This window comes from Paenibacillus phocaeensis (genome assembly GCF_900021165.1).
GTDB classification, from domain to species: Bacteria; Bacillota; Bacilli; order Paenibacillales; family Paenibacillaceae; genus Fontibacillus; species Fontibacillus phocaensis.
This window is the reverse complement of sequence record NZ_FCOQ01000039.1, coordinates 54,364-72,155: the sequence shown is the minus strand read 5'-3', so window position 1 is coordinate 72,155 and position 17,792 is coordinate 54,364. Positions and strand designations below refer to the sequence as shown.

11 protein-coding genes are annotated in these 17,792 nt (G+C 52.3%); 7 read left to right on the top strand and 4 right to left on the bottom strand.

Annotated elements, in window-relative coordinates:
* Nucleotides 1-94: 94 nt before the first annotated feature.
* Both bglS and BN3795_RS24605 read right to left on the bottom strand, forming a co-directional pair.
* Nucleotides 95-829, bottom strand: coding sequence for a beta-glucanase (gene bglS, locus BN3795_RS24610; protein WP_068787316.1), 735 nt, complete (start codon nt 827-829; stop codon nt 95-97).
* A gap of 94 nt (nt 830-923) precedes the next feature.
* Entirely contained in the window at nt 924-2,483 is a 1,560-nt protein-coding gene (locus BN3795_RS24605; RefSeq protein WP_068787315.1) for an extracellular solute-binding protein, read from the bottom strand.
* 162 nt (nt 2,484-2,645) lie between these two features.
* Here BN3795_RS24605 and BN3795_RS24600 point away from each other — a divergent pair, with 162 nt between their 5' ends.
* Nucleotides 2,646-7,328 carry a carbohydrate binding domain-containing protein gene (locus tag BN3795_RS24600; protein WP_068787314.1) on the top strand — a complete coding sequence of 1,561 codons (4,683 nt, stop codon included), beginning with the start codon at nt 2,646-2,648 and terminating at the stop codon, nt 7,326-7,328.
* A gap of 93 nt (nt 7,329-7,421) precedes the next feature.
* Here BN3795_RS24600 and BN3795_RS24595 read toward each other — a convergent pair whose 3' ends face one another.
* Nucleotides 7,422-8,360: an aldo/keto reductase family protein gene (locus BN3795_RS24595; RefSeq protein ID WP_068787313.1), complete on the bottom strand. Its 939-nt coding sequence runs from the start codon at nt 8,358-8,360 to the stop codon at nt 7,422-7,424.
* A gap of 162 nt (nt 8,361-8,522) precedes the next feature.
* Here BN3795_RS24595 and BN3795_RS24590 point away from each other — a divergent pair, with 162 nt between their 5' ends.
* Together BN3795_RS24590 and BN3795_RS24585 are read left to right on the top strand one after the other, a co-directional pair.
* Nucleotides 8,523-8,867: a winged helix-turn-helix transcriptional regulator gene (locus BN3795_RS24590; protein WP_068787312.1), complete on the top strand. Its 345-nt coding sequence runs from the start codon at nt 8,523-8,525 to the stop codon at nt 8,865-8,867.
* A gap of 20 nt (nt 8,868-8,887) precedes the next feature.
* Entirely contained in the window at nt 8,888-10,663 is a 1,776-nt protein-coding gene (locus BN3795_RS24585; RefSeq protein ID WP_068787311.1) for a glycerophosphodiester phosphodiesterase, read from the top strand.
* A gap of 122 nt (nt 10,664-10,785) precedes the next feature.
* Here BN3795_RS24585 and BN3795_RS24580 read toward each other — a convergent pair whose 3' ends face one another.
* Nucleotides 10,786-11,634 carry a sulfurtransferase gene (locus tag BN3795_RS24580; protein ID WP_068787310.1) on the bottom strand — a complete coding sequence of 283 codons (849 nt, stop codon included), beginning with the start codon at nt 11,632-11,634 and terminating at the stop codon, nt 10,786-10,788.
* A 194-nt stretch (nt 11,635-11,828) separates the two neighbouring features.
* Here BN3795_RS24580 and BN3795_RS24575 point away from each other — a divergent pair, with 194 nt between their 5' ends.
* The 4 genes from BN3795_RS24575 to BN3795_RS24560 all read left to right on the top strand — a co-directional run bounded on the left by BN3795_RS24575 (nt 11,829) and on the right by BN3795_RS24560 (nt 17,783).
* A complete protein-coding gene (locus BN3795_RS24575; RefSeq protein ID WP_068787360.1) occupies nt 11,829-12,782 on the top strand; it encodes a DMT family transporter in 954 nt (317 codons plus the stop codon).
* Nucleotides 12,783-13,118: 336 nt separating this feature from the next.
* Nucleotides 13,119-14,873, top strand: a complete 1,755-nt coding sequence (locus BN3795_RS24570) for a sensor histidine kinase (RefSeq protein WP_068787309.1) — start codon at nt 13,119-13,121, stop codon at nt 14,871-14,873.
* Nucleotides 14,870-16,366, top strand: coding sequence for a response regulator transcription factor (locus tag BN3795_RS24565; protein WP_068787308.1), 1,497 nt, complete (start codon nt 14,870-14,872; stop codon nt 16,364-16,366). The genes BN3795_RS24570 and BN3795_RS24565 overlap by 4 nt, the downstream gene beginning before the upstream one ends.
* A 97-nt stretch (nt 16,367-16,463) precedes the next feature.
* Nucleotides 16,464-17,783: an extracellular solute-binding protein gene (locus BN3795_RS24560; protein ID WP_068787307.1), complete on the top strand. Its 1,320-nt coding sequence runs from the start codon at nt 16,464-16,466 to the stop codon at nt 17,781-17,783.
* The last annotated feature ends 9 nt before the right edge of the window (nt 17,784-17,792 follow it).

Sequence of the window (17,792 nt, the reverse complement as noted above, 5' to 3'; positions counted from 1 at the left end):
TGAAGATGCAACTGCAGTAAGGAGAAGTAAAACGAAGCAGCTTAATTCCGGTAAGGAGATAAGCTGCTTCGTTCTTGCTGTTACAGGTTTGAAGCTATTGCGGATCTTCCGGGTAGGGAGTAAACTTTACCCACTCATATTCGGCGGTGACCGGGGAAGCCCCATCGTATGGACCCAGCCATTCATCGACGCCGGTGCCGTTCCACAAATTCATCATGATCTTAGCCGGGGTTACGGGAAGATTGTCCGTTGCTGTATGCACCAGCTTCCCGTCAACGTACCAGTGGATGGCATCTTGCTTCCATTCAAAGGCGTAGTTGTGGAACTCCTGAGAGGCATCATATCCGAGATCAATGAGCTTCTCATGCCCCCCCTTGCCGTCGGCGTAATAATTCAATTGGACCTTCGTTGTATCCTTGCCTAGGAATTCAATATCGATTTCGTCCCAAGGCGTTCCGAAGGAAGGGCCGGTGTATATGAAAAATGAGGATACGATTCCCGTATTTTTGGCTGCTTTCATCCGGACCTCGTATTTTCCGTAATGGTAGGTATCCAAGGTTTTGTATTCGGCTCCTTGTACAAGTCCCCCTTCATTTTTCGTGAGCGAGAATTCCATCGCCTTGCCGTTAAACCGAATGTTGTCCGCAGACCATTCGCAGTCGAAAGGGACTCCGTTGGAATAACTTGTTGAGATCTCCCACTTTGCAGCATCGTGTTTCGTAAAGGCATGTTTCCAAGTTTCCCCCGGGTCCATCTCCGCTTTCGCCGCACAACCGGAAGCTATTATAGCGAACAGAACGGTCAAAGCAGCGACTTTTCTCTGTTTCATCTCCGTGTCCACCCCATTTTCTAGTTTTATTTTCATTCTAGAAGGAGAGTAGGGGGGGATAAAGAGCAATCTTTTAATAAAATTATTCTATTATTTACTTTTTGATTTTGGCGGATTGATACCAATCGTTGACTTCCTCGGTGATCTTGTCGCCGCCGTTAGCCTTCCAGTTCGCTACGAATTCATCGAAATAGTCTACATCCTTCTTGCCATAAATGATTTGCAGGAACGTTTCATGCTCCGTTTGCAAAAGAGGGTCCCCCTTCTCCAGCATCGTCGGGGTTGGAGGGCCTTGAAATTCATTAAGCAATCGGCTGGAAAATAATTGGGTGAGTACAGGTTTTTCGGTATCCGCCACCATTCTAGTCCAATGGGACGGAATTCTTGCACCGTCGTAAGTGAGGGTATAGGCCGATACATCGACATAACCGTCAGGAATGAGATTACGGTCGTCGGATGGTTTGCCGTCAACCAACGTATAGTCATAGTCCCGGGCCATTCCATATTTGAAATCGCCTTCTCCCAATCCTTGCGTTTCATAAAGGTAGTTCATGTACCGGAAGAAAATCTGTGGATTCTTAATGTTCTTGTTGATTAATACCGCCCCGTTTCCGGGCAGGGAGGCACGATGGTACGATTTGCCTCCGGGTCCTTTGGGCAGCGCAATAGAAATAAACTTGGCCTCCGGGTTGTGCTCCGTCAACATATTCAGCGGCCAGAAACGCATCCAATGCGGGCCGACAACAATCCCAGCCTTTTCCACAGAGAACAAACGGGCTGCCGTTTCTTCATCTTGCCAGAGCGCTTCGTTCGGAAAATACCCGGCTTCCCTCCATTCCCTTAACTTAGCCAGACCTTGCTTGGCTGAGTCCTGGACGGATCCGAACTCCAACCGTTCCGGGGTCCCGTAAAGATTCCACTGCTCCGGCAAAGAACCGTACATGCCGAATACCCAACTGATATCAGCCATCCATGTGCTGACCGTGTTGCCTAGGCTGACGGCCAGACCATAGGTATCGTTGATTCCGTTGCCGTCGGGATCTTCGTTAGTGAAGGCATCGAGCACCTTTTCAAATTCCGCCAAGGTCGTCGGAGGAGTTAACCCCACCTTGTCTAACCAATCTTCCCGGATCCACATCACAGGATCGGAATTGTAATCATAATCGAGTATGGGAATGGCGTAATGCTCCCCGTTCCGCTCGTAAGGATCCCAGACGGAAGGTTCCTCGCTCATCGCCTTCTTCCACACCGGGGAGGCATATTGCTCAAATAAGTCGTCAACGGCCATAAATTGCCCGGAGTCGATTAATTGATGGATCACATCGGTTCTAACCGGGATAATGTCGGGCATCTCGCGCTTATTCAAGAGTTGGAGTTTCAGTTTCGTCGAGAACGTGTTGTCAGATGCGGTCCAAATATAGCGAATGTCGATGCCTAACTGATCCCGCACCGAGCGGATATGGACATTATCTTCTATATTTTCGCCGTTTTTAAAGCCCAGGGACGGCCGTAAACTAAATACAGTAGTCAGCACTTCGGTTTGGTTATGGTGGTCAGACGGTTCATGAGACCGCGCCCATGGGCCAAATTGATAGAATCCGTATAGCGTAACCATCGCGAACAATATGGTTGGAATAAACCATATTTTTCTCATAGCTATCCCTCCGCGATCATTGTAACACGAATTTTGCCGAGCTTGTCCGCGAAGCTCAAACAAGTTAATGGATGAACAGAAAAGCTAAATAGTAGTTATATAACCGGTTATAGCGCTTTCATATAATGAAAACATATTAGGGTTAGGGAGAGTGAAAAAAAGATGAAACGGCTCATGACAATAGGGCTAATCCTGAGTATGATGTTTAGCAGTTTCATGATACCGGGTTATGCGAGTCCGACGGATCAAACGGAGGGAAGCGATATCCGGGGCCACTGGGCCGAGGCGTCGCTTCGGCAGTGGTCGGATTCTGGAATTTTGACAGGGTACCTCGACGGCACCTTGCGCCCCGACGAGCCTGTGACCAGAGCGGAGTTTAGTGCGTTGCTGCAGCGGGTGTTTGGTGTGAGCGGAACAGGTCGAACCGCGTTCACCGACGTATCGGCGAATGCCTGGTATGCCTCGTCGTTGGCGGCCGCCCTTCAAGCCGGCTATATAACGGGATACGAGGACGGAACATTTAAGCCGAACCGCCCGATTACGAGAGCGGAAACGGCCGTTATGCTGTCCAAGGCATTTCAGTTGTCGGAAATCGTAGGTGGAGCGACAGCCGACGTCATCGGGACATTTAAGGATAAGTCTGCGATCCGTACCTATTCCCTGAACGCGGTGAATGAGCTGGTCATGACAGGAGCAACTCAGGGATACCCGGATGGTACCTTTCGTCCTGAACAGTTTGTTACCCGCAGCGAGGCGGTGACCCTGTTAGACCGGTTGGCCGGCAAACTTTACAACAGCGCAGCCACGGATGAAAGAAAGGAAACTTTAACCAATATGGTCATCAATTCGGATGGCGTCATCCTTCGCAATAAGGAGTTGACGGGGAACCTTTACTTCGCCCCGGGGATTGGCGACGGAGATGTTACTGTAGAGAACATGGCAGTCGCTGGCGTAACATTTATTAACGGCGGCGGGCCAAATAGTATCCATATCAAAAATACAAAGTTAGCCAACGTGGTATTGGCTCGTCAGGATTCCCCCATTCGCGTTGTTGTTGACGGTCACACGGTGATTCAACGTCTGATCTTGCACAGTCCGGCGACAATCCAAACGGCTGAAGGGGCTTCCATTCAAAATCTGGAACTTCAGATCGGTTCCAGCGGGAGCATTATTGCAGGGAACGGATCGATTAATCGGATAACCGCCTGGGAGGGAGGCATCAAGGTAAACGGCCAAGAGTTGGAGCAAGGCAAAGCACTTGCTTGGTCGCCGACCCTGGGCACGCTGGTCCCCGTTGACGAAAAGAAGGTTCCCGAGAGAACTCCGGCTTCGGTAACGATCACACCATCACCGAGTACGGACGGCACTGCGCCCCCGCGCCCGTCAGAACCAGGCTCATCCCTTGCTGCACAAGGAAGCTTGCCTGGCACGACGAAGGTGACCACTACGGTGTCTAGCGGAAATCATCTGGCGGTCCTGGTATCCAACAAAGTGATTTCCCCTCCTCAGGCCGGGAGTCCTTTGCTGAAGAGCCATCTGTTGACGAACCCCTACACATCTGGAACCGATATTTCGGGGGTAGACCCGAAAATCAACAAGTATCTTGGTGTTTATGAAGTCGACGGAACCGATAAAGTTGTGAAATTCCAGCAAATTGCCTTGACCGAGGCTAACATTAAACCAGAGGCTTGGAACATGGTATGGAACGATGAGTTTGAAGACGCTCAGATCGATCCTGCCAAATGGAACTTCATCCAAGGCGGTGGCGGTTACGGGAATGAAGAGCTTCAAAACTATACTAACCGGTCGGAGAATGCCCGGATTGAGAATGGGCATTTGGTCATTGAGGCCTTGAAGGAAAAATACCAAGGGAATGATTATACCTCTGCGAAGCTGACTACTCAAGGCAAAGGAGACTGGACCTACGGGAAGTTTGAGGTTCGCGCTCAAATGCCTAGGGGCAAAGGAATTTGGCCGGCCATTTGGATGATGCCGAGCGATGAAGGCTTGTATTCCAGCTGGCCTGCCAGCGGTGAGATCGATATTATGGAGCTCCTTGGACATGAGCCAAACAAGATCTACGGCACCTTGCACTATGGACAGCCTCATGAGCAATCGCAAGGCAGCTACACTCTAGCTGACGGCGCTTCGTTCGCCGACGGTTTTCATACCTTTGGGGTCGAATGGGAGCCCGGAGAGTTCCGTTACTACGTAGATGGCGTGTTGTACGCCAAGCTGAACAATTGGTTTAGCCAGAACCCGCTGGAAGGCGGAGAATATACCTATCCCGCCCCCTTTGACCGGGATTTCTTCCTGCAGCTGAATCTGGCTGTTGGCGGCAAATGGCCGGGAAATCCGGATGATACGACGGAATTCTCGCAGAAAATGCTTGTGGACTATGTCCGCGTCTATGAACGGGAAGGCCTAGCCTATCGTCAACCGGTATTACCCGCAGCGAAATCTGGGGTAGTCAGAGAACCGGGAGAAGACGGCAATTATGTTGAGAACGGATCGTTTGAAAAGGGGCTGAACAACTGGGTATTCCAACCATTTGCTCCTCCTGCCAATCTCTATGGGGGCGAAGGAACTGTCGAAGTCGACAACGGCTCGCTGAAAACGACGATCTCCCAAGAAGGTACCGTTAATTACGCCATCCAGTTGGTGCAGAGCGGGTTGCCTGTCATTAAAGGGGCTACTTATAGGCTTTCCTTTGATGCATGGTCAACAGGGAACAGAACGATGATGGCGTCCTTGTCGGGTCCAGACCGAAGTTATACCCGTTATATGGAAGACAAATCGGTTTCCCTTACCGATGCACAGAAGACCTATTCGTACGAATTTACAATGAATTCGGATACGGATGCAAACGCCCGGCTGGAATTCAATATGGGGCTGGCAGGGACGCTGCCGGTCTGGGTCGATAACGTGCAACTGATGAAGATAAAGGATCCCGACCCTAATGCACCGCGGGAGCCCTTGCCTAGCGGAAACTTGATTTATAACGGCACGTTCGATCAAGGCGTGAATCGCCTCGGCTTTTGGCAGATGGAGGGTCCGGGCAGCGCGGATGCGGATTATTATGTCGGCAGCGCGATTAACGACCGAAAGCTGTACGTGAAACCGGCCGCCACTGGACAGCCGGATGCGCTTCTACTTACGCAAGATCGACTGAATCTGGCGGGAGGGAAAACGTACATTCTGTCCTTCAGTGCCAAAGCGGATACGCCTGTATCCATAGCGACTCAAATCGGGAACAAGGAACAGCCTAATGCGTATGCGGATAAGACCTATACCATCGGTACTGAGCTGCAAAACTATTCGTTAATCTTTACAATGGATTCGACAGATCCGTCGGTTAAGCTTCATTTCGGGTTAGGCGCGTTGACAGCCCGCCTGGAGTTGGATAACGTTTCGTTGAAAGAAATGAGTCCGCCTGTGGAAGTTAAGGCAAGCAAGCGGATCGAAGCGGAAAATTACTCCGATATGCAAGGGGTGCAAAAGGGCGATGACGGTTTGAGCGTCGGTTGGATCGACCCGGGCGACTGGATGCAATACATTATTGATGTCAAACAAGCGGGTGATTTCAAGATCAACTATTTTGTCGCTTCGGGTTACGATGGCGGCGGATCTTTAACTCTGCGCGGGAAACAGGGCAGCGTATTTACGCACAATTTACCTGTAGGTGAAATCCGGGAGGACGAAGCGGACTTCAATTTTACGATGGATGTAGCTAATACGGGAGACTGGGGCATCTTCAAATTGGTGGAGCAAACCCCAACGGTTCACCTGGGGGAAGGAATTTATACGTTGCAGTTGTATGCGCCTCACGTGAATGTAGACTACTTTACGTTGACTGATGTGAACTACCGGGCTAACACCGGCAACCTCATTCGCAATGGAACGTTCGATGCTGGCGTTACCGAATGGCAGACGTATCAAGCGGGTGATTTCCCCGAGAAGCTCTCCATCTCGGCGGCAGACGGCGCGCTGCGTATCCATCTTCCTGGGATCGAGGAGAACACTTGGGAGCAGCAGGTGTACCAAGAGGGTCTCACTTTGGAACAAGGGAAAATGTATACGGTAACCTTTGATGTCTATTCAACGGTGGAGCGTCCGATTCAGTTGGCCGTTGGGACTGTAGGTTCGCCACCCGATTATGAGTATACGGATTTCCTGAACGGAAATAAGCCTGTCATTTGGCTGACCGATACGATGAAACAGCATCAATTTTCTTTTGTGATGACGCACCCGACGAATACGAACGCGAAGCTGGAATTTGACTTGGGTCAAATGACTGTTGATGGAGCCGTCTATAAGGAGCCAGGGGATATCTTCTTCGATAACATTCGTCTCAACAGCAGTTTGCTAGAGAATGGGGCGTTTGACGAGAGTACGGATCACTGGTCGCTGAAGTTGGGGGATCAATGGAATGGTATGGCCTCCGCAAGTCTAACCTCAACAAACGGAGAACTGGTTATTAGGATCGATACGTTCGATGAGAAAGCTATAGCAAACGAATTGAATTGGATTCCGCAAGTTAGTCAGACGGGGTTACGGCTTGAAAAAGGGAAAACTTATCTGTTCTCCTTTGATGCCCGGGCCAGCGTAGCGAGAAAAATCGATTTTGGTTTCGGGAAGAGCCTGCCCGATGAACCTTATTACGACTCTTATTTCGGAGATAGGGCCTCATTGACGACGGAAATGCAAAGATACACTTACACATTTACGATGGGGAAAGAGACGGAAGAAAATGCACAACTCGATTTAAACGTGGGCATGATCGAAGGAATCGGGGCGAATACGGAAGTCATTTTGGACAATGTAGTATGGATTGAGCTAGATTAACATTTGATTGCATAAAAATAAAATCGATAAGGGCATTATCGACGGATAGACCCTCTAGGGGAGATATCGGGATAATGCCCTTTCGTCTGCTGATTATTTTAGGATCTCCTCGATCCGCGTCAGCACGTCTTCACTGAGCTTGATGCCGGAAGCCTTGGCATTCTCGGTCACTTGCTCCGGACGGCTGGCCCCGACAAGCGCGCTTGCGACATTGTTTTGACGCAGGATCCAGGCCAGGGCCAGATTGCCCACGCTGATACCAAGCTCGGCGGCAATGCCCTCCAGTTGCTTCACCTTTGCGATGTTTTCTTCCGTGATCCCTTTGCGGACCCAATCGAGCTTGGCCGCGCGGCTGTCCTGCGGAATGTCGGAAGCCGACGTATATTTGCCGGTCAACAAGCCTTGAGCCAGCGGGGAGAAGACGACCTGACCGATGCCGGAGCGTTCGCTGACCGGGATCACTTCCTTCTCGATGTAACGGTTAAACATGTTATACACCGGCTGATTGACCACGATGCGGTCCAGCAGATAACGGTCGGCGAGCCCGACCGCTTCCGCGATTTGCGATGCCTGCCATTCGCTGACCCCGGCGTACAGGATTTTGCCTTGGCGAATCAGGTCATCGATGGTGCGCAGCGTTTCGTATAGCGGTGTCTCCGGATCGTGGCGGTGACAATAAAAGATATCGATATAATCATGGCCTAGACGCTTCAGGCTTGCATGCACTTGCTCCATAACGTGCTTGCGCGATAAACCGCGGTCGTTGGGTCCCTCGCCCATCGGCCAGAACGCCTTCGTGGCCAGCACGTAGGATTCCCGCGGATAAGCCTTAAGCGCTTTGCCTACGAGCTCTTCGGCTGCGCCTTTTTCGTATACGTTGGCGGTGTCGAAGAAATTGATGCCCAAATCGTAAGCCGTTTTGATCGACTTCTCGGCATTTTCGCGCTCGACGTACCCGCCGTAGGTCAGCCAGCTGCCCAAGCTAATTTCGCTCACTTTGAGACCGCTTCCGCCCAGTCTTCTATATTCCATGTGTCCTCATCCTCCTGATCTTTTTGGGTTGTAACCATTTTCATTTTATTAAAGTTCATATACAATTTAAAGAAGTGAAAACTCCTTCACTTAATTATATCGATGATACTTACTATACATAATATAGCTGTAATAGCTGCATCCAATTGGGAGGTTAAAGGGATGACCACCGTACGCAAAGCAAGCAATTATATTCCGAAAACGCCGGAGCATATCGAATGCAACATTGAAAAAACACTGGACGTGCTCGGGGGGAAATGGGCGTTCCTCGTCATCCGCGAATTGTTTGGCGGCACGCTTCGTTTCGGGGAGCTGCAGCGCCGCATTCCGCAGGTGAGTCCACGCGCGTTGACCAGCACGCTGCGCCATCTGGAGGAGAAAGGAGTGCTGGAGCGGACGGTATACCCCACCGTTCCCGTGACGGTCGAATATTCGCTCACGCCGAAGGGCATGGACCTGCACGTCATTTGCCATGAAATGAAAGTTTGGGCTGCGCGGTGGACCTGACGGGCTGGGGGCGGGGGTCCATGCTCAAGTTGATCGGCAGAAGCATCCGCGACTTCCGCAAATATTCCGCCAAGCTGTTGTTGTTTCAACTTCTGTATATGCTGCTCACGAGCGTCGTTATCCTTCCGGTCACCACGCTCTTGTTCAACCGGGTTCTTCGGGTGGTCGGTTCCGGCTCCCTGCTCAACGGGGAAGTTTACCGGATCGGTCTAAGCTATAAAGGCATGGCAGGATTGATTCTCATCGGGCTTGTCGCTTCCTTCACGATGCTGATCGAATTGCTCGTGCTGATCGTGCTTATTCAGCAGCGGTTCTTCGGCAAATCCATCGCCATCTCGGACGCGGTGCTGACCGTGCTGCGCAAGATGCCCAAACTGTTTGGGTTTGGCGTATTCCAACTGCTGCTGTTGCTTCTGCTTCTGATTCCGTTTGTGGATTCCCCTCTGTCGGCTTCCTTTTACGCGTTGTTTAACGTGCCGATCTTCTTGAATAATCAAGTGCTGGATGCTTCCTTTACCATGACCGCCGCTTACCTTGTGCTGATTGCCGGGCTGCTGTATACTGCGCTCCGGTGGATTTTCGTCCTGCATTGCATCGTGCTGGAGGATATGAATCTGCGGCAGGCGGTGCGTCAGAGCCATGCTCTGACGCAAGGCCGGCGTTGGCGGCTGTTTGGATCGCTGCTTCTGTTTAACGGTGTGATCCTCGGGATAACCTCTGCTGCGGTATCTGCACTCGGGCGCATCCCCGCTTGGCTGGACCTGGATGTGTTAGCGCTCGTGACCCAGCATTATTCGCTGACGTTCTCTACCGTACTGGCCTATTTGCTGGAACTTCTGCTGCTGCCGATCAACCTGTTCGTGCTGACGAGGTTATACTATGCGTTTGGCCGCTTCAGATGGATTCGGGCAAGGGATCAGCTTCATGTGAGCCCTAGCAGCTTGGGCCGTTTGGAAAACCATATCGTCGCCTGGTGGAAAGGGCTGAAGTGGAAGAGGAGCGCCTACGTCCTGGGCGCGGCCATATACATTACCCTGGCGGTGCTCATCGGTTTGCGGGCGAATGAGAGTCTGGTCTACGCCAAATGGAACGTACAGATCGCGGCGCATCGCGGAGATACGTCAAATGCGCCGGAGAATTCACTGCCCGCCCTGATTGCGGCAATGGATAAAGGCATTCAGGTCGCCGAGGTGGACGTCCAGATGACCAAGGACGGCGTGGCGGTGTTAAACCACGATTCCGATCTGAGACGGATGACAGGGGTGCGGAAGCGGATTGCCGATATGAACTTTGCGGATGTGCAGCAAATGTCCATCGGCATCGACGAGAACGGTTATCCGATCCACATTCCTTCGTTAGCCAGCACGCTTGCCGAAGCGCAAGGGCGAATCAAGCTGCTGCTGGACCTGAAGCCTAGCGGCTCCTCCAGCGAAGCGCTGGCCGAGGAAGTCGTTCGCCTCATCAAGGAGGCCGGGGCCGAGGAAGAGGTAAGGGTGCAGTCCTTCGACGGGGAGGCGCTGGGTCGAATCCGGGAGCTGGCTCCCGAGATCAAGATCGGGAGAATTTTGTTTTTTGCACTCGGGGACTTGTCGAAGCTTGATGTGGACTTCTACACGATTGAGCAGGTCATGCTAACGGATTACCTCGTTGACAAGGCCCACGCCGATGGGCGCGAAGTCTGGGTCTGGACCGTTAATACCCGGCGGGACATGAAGGAAGTTCTCAAGTACCCGATCGACGGGATGATTACGGATTTTCCCGAGACAGCGCAGTCGATGGTGGAGGTGGATTTGTAATCGGTGTTCTATATCCCCCGTCAACCCTGTTGACAGGAAAGCCCAAAGAAGGCTGCAACAGGTCATTTGCTCACTACCTGTCACAGCCCCCAACACCCGCGTCCGACGCGGTCTCTCGGCTCTTACTCGTCCCTCGTCGCGATCGGATTGTCCTCATAGCTAATCCAGTCGCTCCAACTGCCGGCGTACAGCTTGACCTGCGGGTAGCCGAGGCGGTAGAGGGCGAGCACGTTCGGGCAAGCGCTCACGCCGGAGCCGCAATAGACGATGGCCTCGCGGCCTTCGTCCAGGGCGGCGATGACCGGCGCCAGTTGCTTGTGCAGCTCGCCCTCGCTCTTCCAGGAGCCGCTGTCGTCCAGCACCTGCTTCCAGAACCGGTTGATCGCCCCGGGGATGTGGCCGGCCTTGACGTCGAGCGGCTCCTGCACTCCGGCGTAGCGATCCGCGGCGCGCGAGTCCACCAGCAGGACGCCGGGATCGCCCAGCGCCCGGCGGATGTCCTCGACTCCGGCCAGCAGCTGCGGCCGGAGCGAGGGGGTGAAAGCGGCGGGGACGACGGTCCGCCGCTCGGCGGTCACGGGATAGCCGCCGGCCTGCCAGGCGGCGAATCCCTCGTCCATGACGCAGACATCGTCATGGCCCAGCCAGCGCAGCAGCCACCATAGGCGGGAGGCGTTTAAGCCTCCCTGGTCGTCGTAGGCGACCACCCTGGTGGCGTTGCCGATGCCGGCGCGAGCGAAGCGCGCGGCCAACGCGTCCGGGGCGGGCAAGGGGTGGCGCCCGCCGTGGGTGGTGACCGGTGCCGACAGATCCTGTTCCAGATCGAGATAGACGGCACCGGGAATATGCGCGGCGTCGTAGGCCGCGCGCCCGGCCTCCGGCTGGCCCAGCTCGAAGCGGCAATCGACGATGACGAGATCCGGCTCATACAGGCGAGCCAGCAGCCATTGTTTCGAAACGATCGGATTCATGGGGAGTACCTCCAAGTTATGGGATGGGATATAGTCCGTTTTCAGCCATACGGCCAAGTTATCCCAAATGTAGCACAGGGGGGAGACGGCGTAAAGAAACCGATTGAGGAACCGCCCTAACTCCGCTATAATGAAGGGGTTTGCAACCCAATGCAACCGACAAAATCAAACGGAAAGCTGGGACCCGGCCACTTATGCATACCAACACCAAGTCCATGGGCAAATATGAGATTCTGTATGTGATCGGCATTATCGCCATCTCGTTTTCTTCTATTTTCATCCGCTGGTCCAACGCTGAAGTTTCGGTGATTGCGATGTATCGGATGTATTTGACGAACTTCTTAATGCTGCCTCTGCTGTGGAGCTATCGGGGAGAGATTGCGCGCCTGACACGTAAGCAATGGGGGCGCCTTTTGTTTTCCGGGCTTATGCTGGGGCTGCATTTCCTGTTATGGATGGGATCGCTTCGCCTGACGACGGTTGCGAGTTCCACCGTCATTCTGACGCTGGAGCCGATTATCGTGATGTTCGGGTCGTTCTTCCTGTTCGGGGCCAAAATGAATAAAGCGATGATTCTCGGCGTCGCGCTGGCACTGATCGGCTCGATTGCCATCGGCTCCGGGGATTTCACCTTGTCCGGCGCAGCCGTGACCGGGGATCTGCTGTCACTGCTTGGGACGGTCGCGGTCGCAGTGCACATCCTGGTGGGCAAGCAACTGCTGCAGACGATCAGTGCATTTGTCTACAATTTTCTTGTGTTCGCGGTAGCCGGAACATCGATGGCCGTTTATAACGTTGCCGCGGGCATCCGATTTACCGGTTACGAGCCGCGCGAATGGGGGATTTTCCTGCTGCTGGCGATCGTGCCGACATTGTTTGGGCATTATTTGTTCAACTGGCTGATGAAATACCTCAGCGCATCGGCCGTATCGATGGCCGTCCTCGGCGAGCCGGTGTTTGCTTCGCTGTTAGCCTGGATGCTGCTGAAGGAAAGCTTGACCCCGCTGCAGCTGTCGGCGGGCGTACTCATCTTATGCGGTGTGTGGATCTTCATTCGTTACGGCAAAGAGGCGCCCCCGCTTGAGCCTGAGGTACCCGCAGTGTTTGCAATGGAGCGGGAGGGGAAGACGGAGGGGACGGCGCTTTGATGGGGCAGCTTTTCGCCACATTATTATCCGACGATAAAAAGCATACGGGGCCTTCAACACCGTGAATACGGTTTGAAGGCCTCTTTTGTATGTCTGTCTCCCGATCATAACGCCTTTTGACAAAGTCGGAGGGGATAGTTCACTGGCATGGAGCAGGGGGATTATCGTGTCATGTTCATGTCATGTATGTGAAGATAGAAATGCTTTCCCCTCTATAAAACTCAAAAAAGATGCTATGATAGACAAAATAAAATGTCGAAAGTCAATTATATGTAATTTTTTCTCACATTTAAAGTATATTGGTAGCGCATACATAAGATGAATGGGGGAATTATTATGGGGCGTTTTTTCGGCCGTTCTTTGAAGCATAAACTTTCGCTGATGGTGATGGTGTCGACCGTATTGCCGCTGTTGTGCTTTGGTATTTTTTCTTACCGGATCGCCACGGGAATTTCAGAGGACAAAGCGAAGCAAGCCGGCATGAATACGCTACGGCAAATCCGCACCCAACTTGAATTGATGACCAAAGACGTAGAAAATATGTCGATTTTTCTGATCGGGGATGACACTATTCAGGATTACCTCAGCGGTACGCGAACCGGTTCGTTGGTACAGTCCTCCATTTACGGTTTCCTGATGAACCTGGCCTATACCAAAGATTACGTCGCCAATATCGAAATTCGTTCCTTTGATCAAGAAACGACCATTGCCCAGACCACCATCTTAAAGAGCGGTTACCCGACAAAAACCGGTCATTCGACCATGATTGGTGGAAAAACCTGGACTTCGCTATATGAAGACGTGACGGCAACAGGCAGAAAACGGGTGATATCCTTGATGCGTCCAATTCAGCAAATCGGCAACTACCGGTACATTGGAGAGATGACGATCAGCCTAGACGAGACGGTCATCGCCAAAATGCTCGGAAGCTCGGATTTGGAAGGAAACGGTTATATCCTTCTTCTGGACGAAGCCCAGAATATCATTTCCAGTACGGATACCGCGAACCTTTATCGACCGATCAACAGCATTTTGCCGGATTTTCCAGCCCAGACATCCGTGGAGGGAGCATTTAACAGCGGTGGGAAAGAGAACACTGTGCTCTATTATAAAATTCCGTCTATGAACTGGACGCTGGTGGGTGTCATTCCATTTGATGAATACAGCTCCCAGAATCGCTACGTGTTGTCCTTGACCGGTTTTGCGGTCCTTATCGCTATTTTGCTGTCCTTCGCCTTTTTGATACTACTCGTTTCAAGGGTAACCAAGCCGTTATCCGCGCTGGTCAAATATCTGAATTCGGCCAATCCGGAGAAGCCGATTCCACTGCTGCCGGTTTCGGCTATGGACGAGGTAGGACAACTTATGCGCAGCTACAACAGGCTAACCGAACGGATCAGGAATCTGACCGATCAGGTCAAGCGCAACGAAGCATTGAAGAAGGAAGCGGATCTATTGGCCTTGCAGGCGCAGATCAATCCTCATTTTTTGTACAATACGCTGTCTTCGATCAATTGGCTGGCTTTGATAAATAAAGATTATAAAATAGCAAGAATGGTAGGTTCGCTCAGCAAATTTCTCCGCTTTAGCCTGAATGGCGGAGGTGAATACTGCACCATAAGGCAGGAGATCGAACATGCACAGTGTTATATCAATATTCAATCAACCCGCTATTCTGACAGGTTTGATTTCCAAATCCGGGTAGACCCGGTTTTAATGGATCAAACGATGCTTAAGTTACTGCTGCAACCATTGATTGAAAACGCCATATTGCATGGCGTGCTGAAGAAAGAAGGGCCGGGACGAATTGATGTTCAGGTCGAGAAATTCGAGACCGGCATCCGGTTTACGGTGTCCGACGACGGTGCCGGGATGGATGAAAGCAAACTATCCGAACTGAGGCGGCTGCTGTTGGAATCTAATTTGGAACGTGAGATTGTCATCAATCAGGGAAGCTATGGGCTGCGCAACGTCCACCAACGTTTAATGCTGCATTACGGAATCGGGTGCGGGTTGGAGCTAAACAGCCGCGCCGGTGTGGGGACAAAGGTATCCTTTGTCATCCCGAACCCAAAGGAGGCGGAATCATGAAAGTGCTAATCGTTGACGACGAATTGATCATCCGGGAGGGCATCAGATTAGCCGTCGATTGGCAGGACAAGGGTTTTGAGTTGCTGATGCCGGCAGAATCGGCAGAGGAAGCGCTGGGACGTATTCCGACGGAACGCCCGGACATTATTTTCACCGATATTCGGATGAACGGTAAAAGCGGGCTGGAGCTAGCCAAAGAAGCTAAAGCATCGTATCCGGAAATGCAGGTTGTCATATTGTCGGGTTACGACGAGTTTCAGTATGCCCAGCAAGCATTGCGGGACGGAGTGAGCGACTATTTGTTAAAGACATGCCAGCCGGAAGATATTCTCGAAGTGGCCAACCGAATGCGGCAGGTTATTTTGGACAAGCAGAATCGACGAGGGGCCTCCAAGCTGTTGGAGAAAGCCCTGCTGACCAGGGCGGTGCTTAAGCCGGAGGAAAAGAGGACCCTGCTGCAATGTTACCCTTTCTTGCAGGAAGTTGCCGCTGGAGGAGCCGCCTTGCGGGTATTGATCGTATCCGTAGACGATTCCTTCGAAATCAGCTCCGCCGAAATCGGTGAACGGCTCAAACACACCTTTGGAAATATAATGATCGAGGACGCGTATCAGTGGGTGATGGTTGTGCTGGCTTTGCCCGGAGAGGAACTTCCGGGAAGCAAGCTGGCCGAGCTGGAACGAGCGCTGCATGTCCGCTTGATTTCAGGTTCGGGCGGTGTCGCCTATGACCTGGAAGCCTTAAATCGCTCTTGGAGCGAAGCGGCCGCCGCTCTGGAGTTCAGATGGATTTTGAAAGGGGAACGACATATCGCTTTTGAACAAATCGAGGGGCGCAAGGGGGGCAGGACGCTTTGCAGCCAACAGGAAGAAGCCGGGCTCATCGCGGTGCTGAAAGGTAGAAACCCGCAGGAAGTTGGGCGATGGGCGAAAGAACTGTTGGAGAACCTTCGAAGCGATGCGCAGCTTACGCCCGCTTCGTTGCAAACCTATCTCCAATCGGTGGTCATTGCTGGTTACCGCTGGCTGGAACGGGTGGCCGATTCCTTGGGCAAGTCTGGACAGGTCGGTGTGAGCAAAGACGAGTCCGAAACGACAAACCGTCCATTTACGGGAGAGACCTTTACCGGACAATTAGTCCGGATTATGGAATTGTACATGGCGCTATTTTCCGGGAAAACCTCCCATATTCAAAAGGCGATCACGTACGTACGGGATCATTTGGATGGAAATCTTTCCCTTGGCGAAGTATCCGGTCATGTGCATATCCATCCCAACTATTTGAGTGAAATGTTCAAGCGGGAGACCGGCGAGAACTTTAGCGAATTCGTGGTCCGCGAGAGAATGGAAAAGGCCATGGCCATCCTTCGGGAAACTCCTGCCAAGATTGGCGATGTTGCTAATCAGGTCGGCTACAGCGATCTGAAACATTTCAAACGGCTGTTCAGGAGGCATACCGGACAAACACCGTCAGGTTTCCGGGAACAAAGCTGAAAGATGCCCCCCCTTGATCTTGACATCCGCCCCTTACCCTGGCTCTTTGCCCATCTTAAAATAATCATTGTAAAGACATTCAAAAGGAGGGCAAGAAATGAGAAAAACGATGTTCATTTGTCTGACCGCGATGATGGTTGTCTTATTGGCCGCTTGCGGAGGGAAGAACGCAGAGAATGGCTCAAGCAACTCCTCAGCTTCGGGCAGCGGCAACGAGCAAGTCTCTCTTTCCATCTGGCACAACTTTTCGGGCGACGACCAACGTGCTAAAACGATGAGAGGCTTGATTGATCAATACGTTGCGGCACATCCTGAAGTGAAGTTGGATATCCAGGCCATTCCAGCCGACGGCTACAAGCAAAGGCTGAAGACGGTAGCGGCGGCTGGGGAATTGCCAGACGTGTTCCTGACCAATCCCGGAAGCATGATTGCCGAGTTCTATAACGGTGGCTTGATTCAGCCGATTGACGATCTTTTCGCCGCGCATCAAGCGGAGTGGACCGACCATTTCCTTCCCGGCGCGTTCGACGCACTTACATTCGAAGGCAAAGCTTATGCTGCGCCGGTCAACTTGTCTCCTTCTTCCATTCTTTATTACAACATCGAGTTGTTCGAAAAGTATAACGTGAGGGTTCCTGAAACCTGGGATGAACTAATGGCGGCGATCCAAACGTTTAACGACAATGATATTATCCCGTTTGCGCTAGGCAACAAAGCGAATTGGGTGGCCAACTCCACGATCTTGTCGACCTTGGGCGACCGGGTGACCGGTTCGGAGTGGTTCCTGAACGCGGTTAAGGGGGAAGGAGCATCCTTTACGGATCCCGATTTCGTCCAAGCCCTGACGTATTTTAAACAGCTTGTGGATGCCGCTGCCTTCCAGGATGGAGCCAACTCCATCGATAACGCCCAAGCCGAGCAGTTGTTCTCGCAAGAGCAAGCGGCGATGACTATGGGCGGAAACTGGACATTGACGAACCTCGCTTCGACCGCTTCCGAATCGTTCCTGGATAAAATCGGCGTTACGGTATTCCCAGCCATTCCGAACGGCAAGGGCGAAGCGAAGTCGCTATCCGCATCGACGGGTACCGGTTTCGCCTTGAACAAAAACGTTGAAGGGGCAGCGCGGGATGCTGCGCTTGATTTGATCTACGCGATCAGTGGGCCTGAGGCGCAAAAAGCCATCGCCGAAAGCAACATTTTGGTTAACTATAAAGTGGATATCGACGCTTCCAAAGTAACGCCGTTGTTTACGAAAGCATATGACTTGGTTTCCAGTGTTCCGTTTAGTCCGGTATATGACGCCTACATGTCCTCCGCCACGACGGAAGCCCTGAACAACGGGTTGCAGGAGCTAATGATGGGGGGCGATCCGGCCGCGATTGCCGATAGTGTGCAGGATGCGCAAAAGTATTAAGCTGGGACT

What these genes read in the sequence shown, in the direction of transcription:
- BN3795_RS24565 (WP_068787308.1), top strand. Translation starts at nt 14,870, where the DNA reads ATGAAAGTGCTAATCGTTGACGACGAATTGATCATCCGGGAGGGCATC.
- BN3795_RS24585 (WP_068787311.1), top strand. Translation starts at nt 8,888, where the DNA reads ATGCTCAAGTTGATCGGCAGAAGCATCCGCGACTTCCGCAAATATTCC.
- BN3795_RS24560 (WP_068787307.1), top strand. Translation starts at nt 16,464, where the DNA reads ATGAGAAAAACGATGTTCATTTGTCTGACCGCGATGATGGTTGTCTTA.
- bglS (WP_068787316.1), bottom strand. Translation starts at nt 829, where the DNA reads ATGAAACAGAGAAAAGTCGCTGCTTTGACCGTTCTGTTCGCTATAATA.
- BN3795_RS24595 (WP_068787313.1), bottom strand. Translation starts at nt 8,360, where the DNA reads ATGGAATATAGAAGACTGGGCGGAAGCGGTCTCAAAGTGAGCGAAATT.
- BN3795_RS24580 (WP_068787310.1), bottom strand. Translation starts at nt 11,634, where the DNA reads ATGAATCCGATCGTTTCGAAACAATGGCTGCTGGCTCGCCTGTATGAG.
- BN3795_RS24570 (WP_068787309.1), top strand. Translation starts at nt 13,119, where the DNA reads ATGGGGCGTTTTTTCGGCCGTTCTTTGAAGCATAAACTTTCGCTGATG.
- BN3795_RS24590 (WP_068787312.1), top strand. Translation starts at nt 8,523, where the DNA reads ATGACCACCGTACGCAAAGCAAGCAATTATATTCCGAAAACGCCGGAG.
- BN3795_RS24575 (WP_068787360.1), top strand. Translation starts at nt 11,829, where the DNA reads ATGCATACCAACACCAAGTCCATGGGCAAATATGAGATTCTGTATGTG.
- BN3795_RS24600 (WP_068787314.1), top strand. Translation starts at nt 2,646, where the DNA reads ATGAAACGGCTCATGACAATAGGGCTAATCCTGAGTATGATGTTTAGC.
- BN3795_RS24605 (WP_068787315.1), bottom strand. Translation starts at nt 2,483, where the DNA reads ATGAGAAAAATATGGTTTATTCCAACCATATTGTTCGCGATGGTTACG.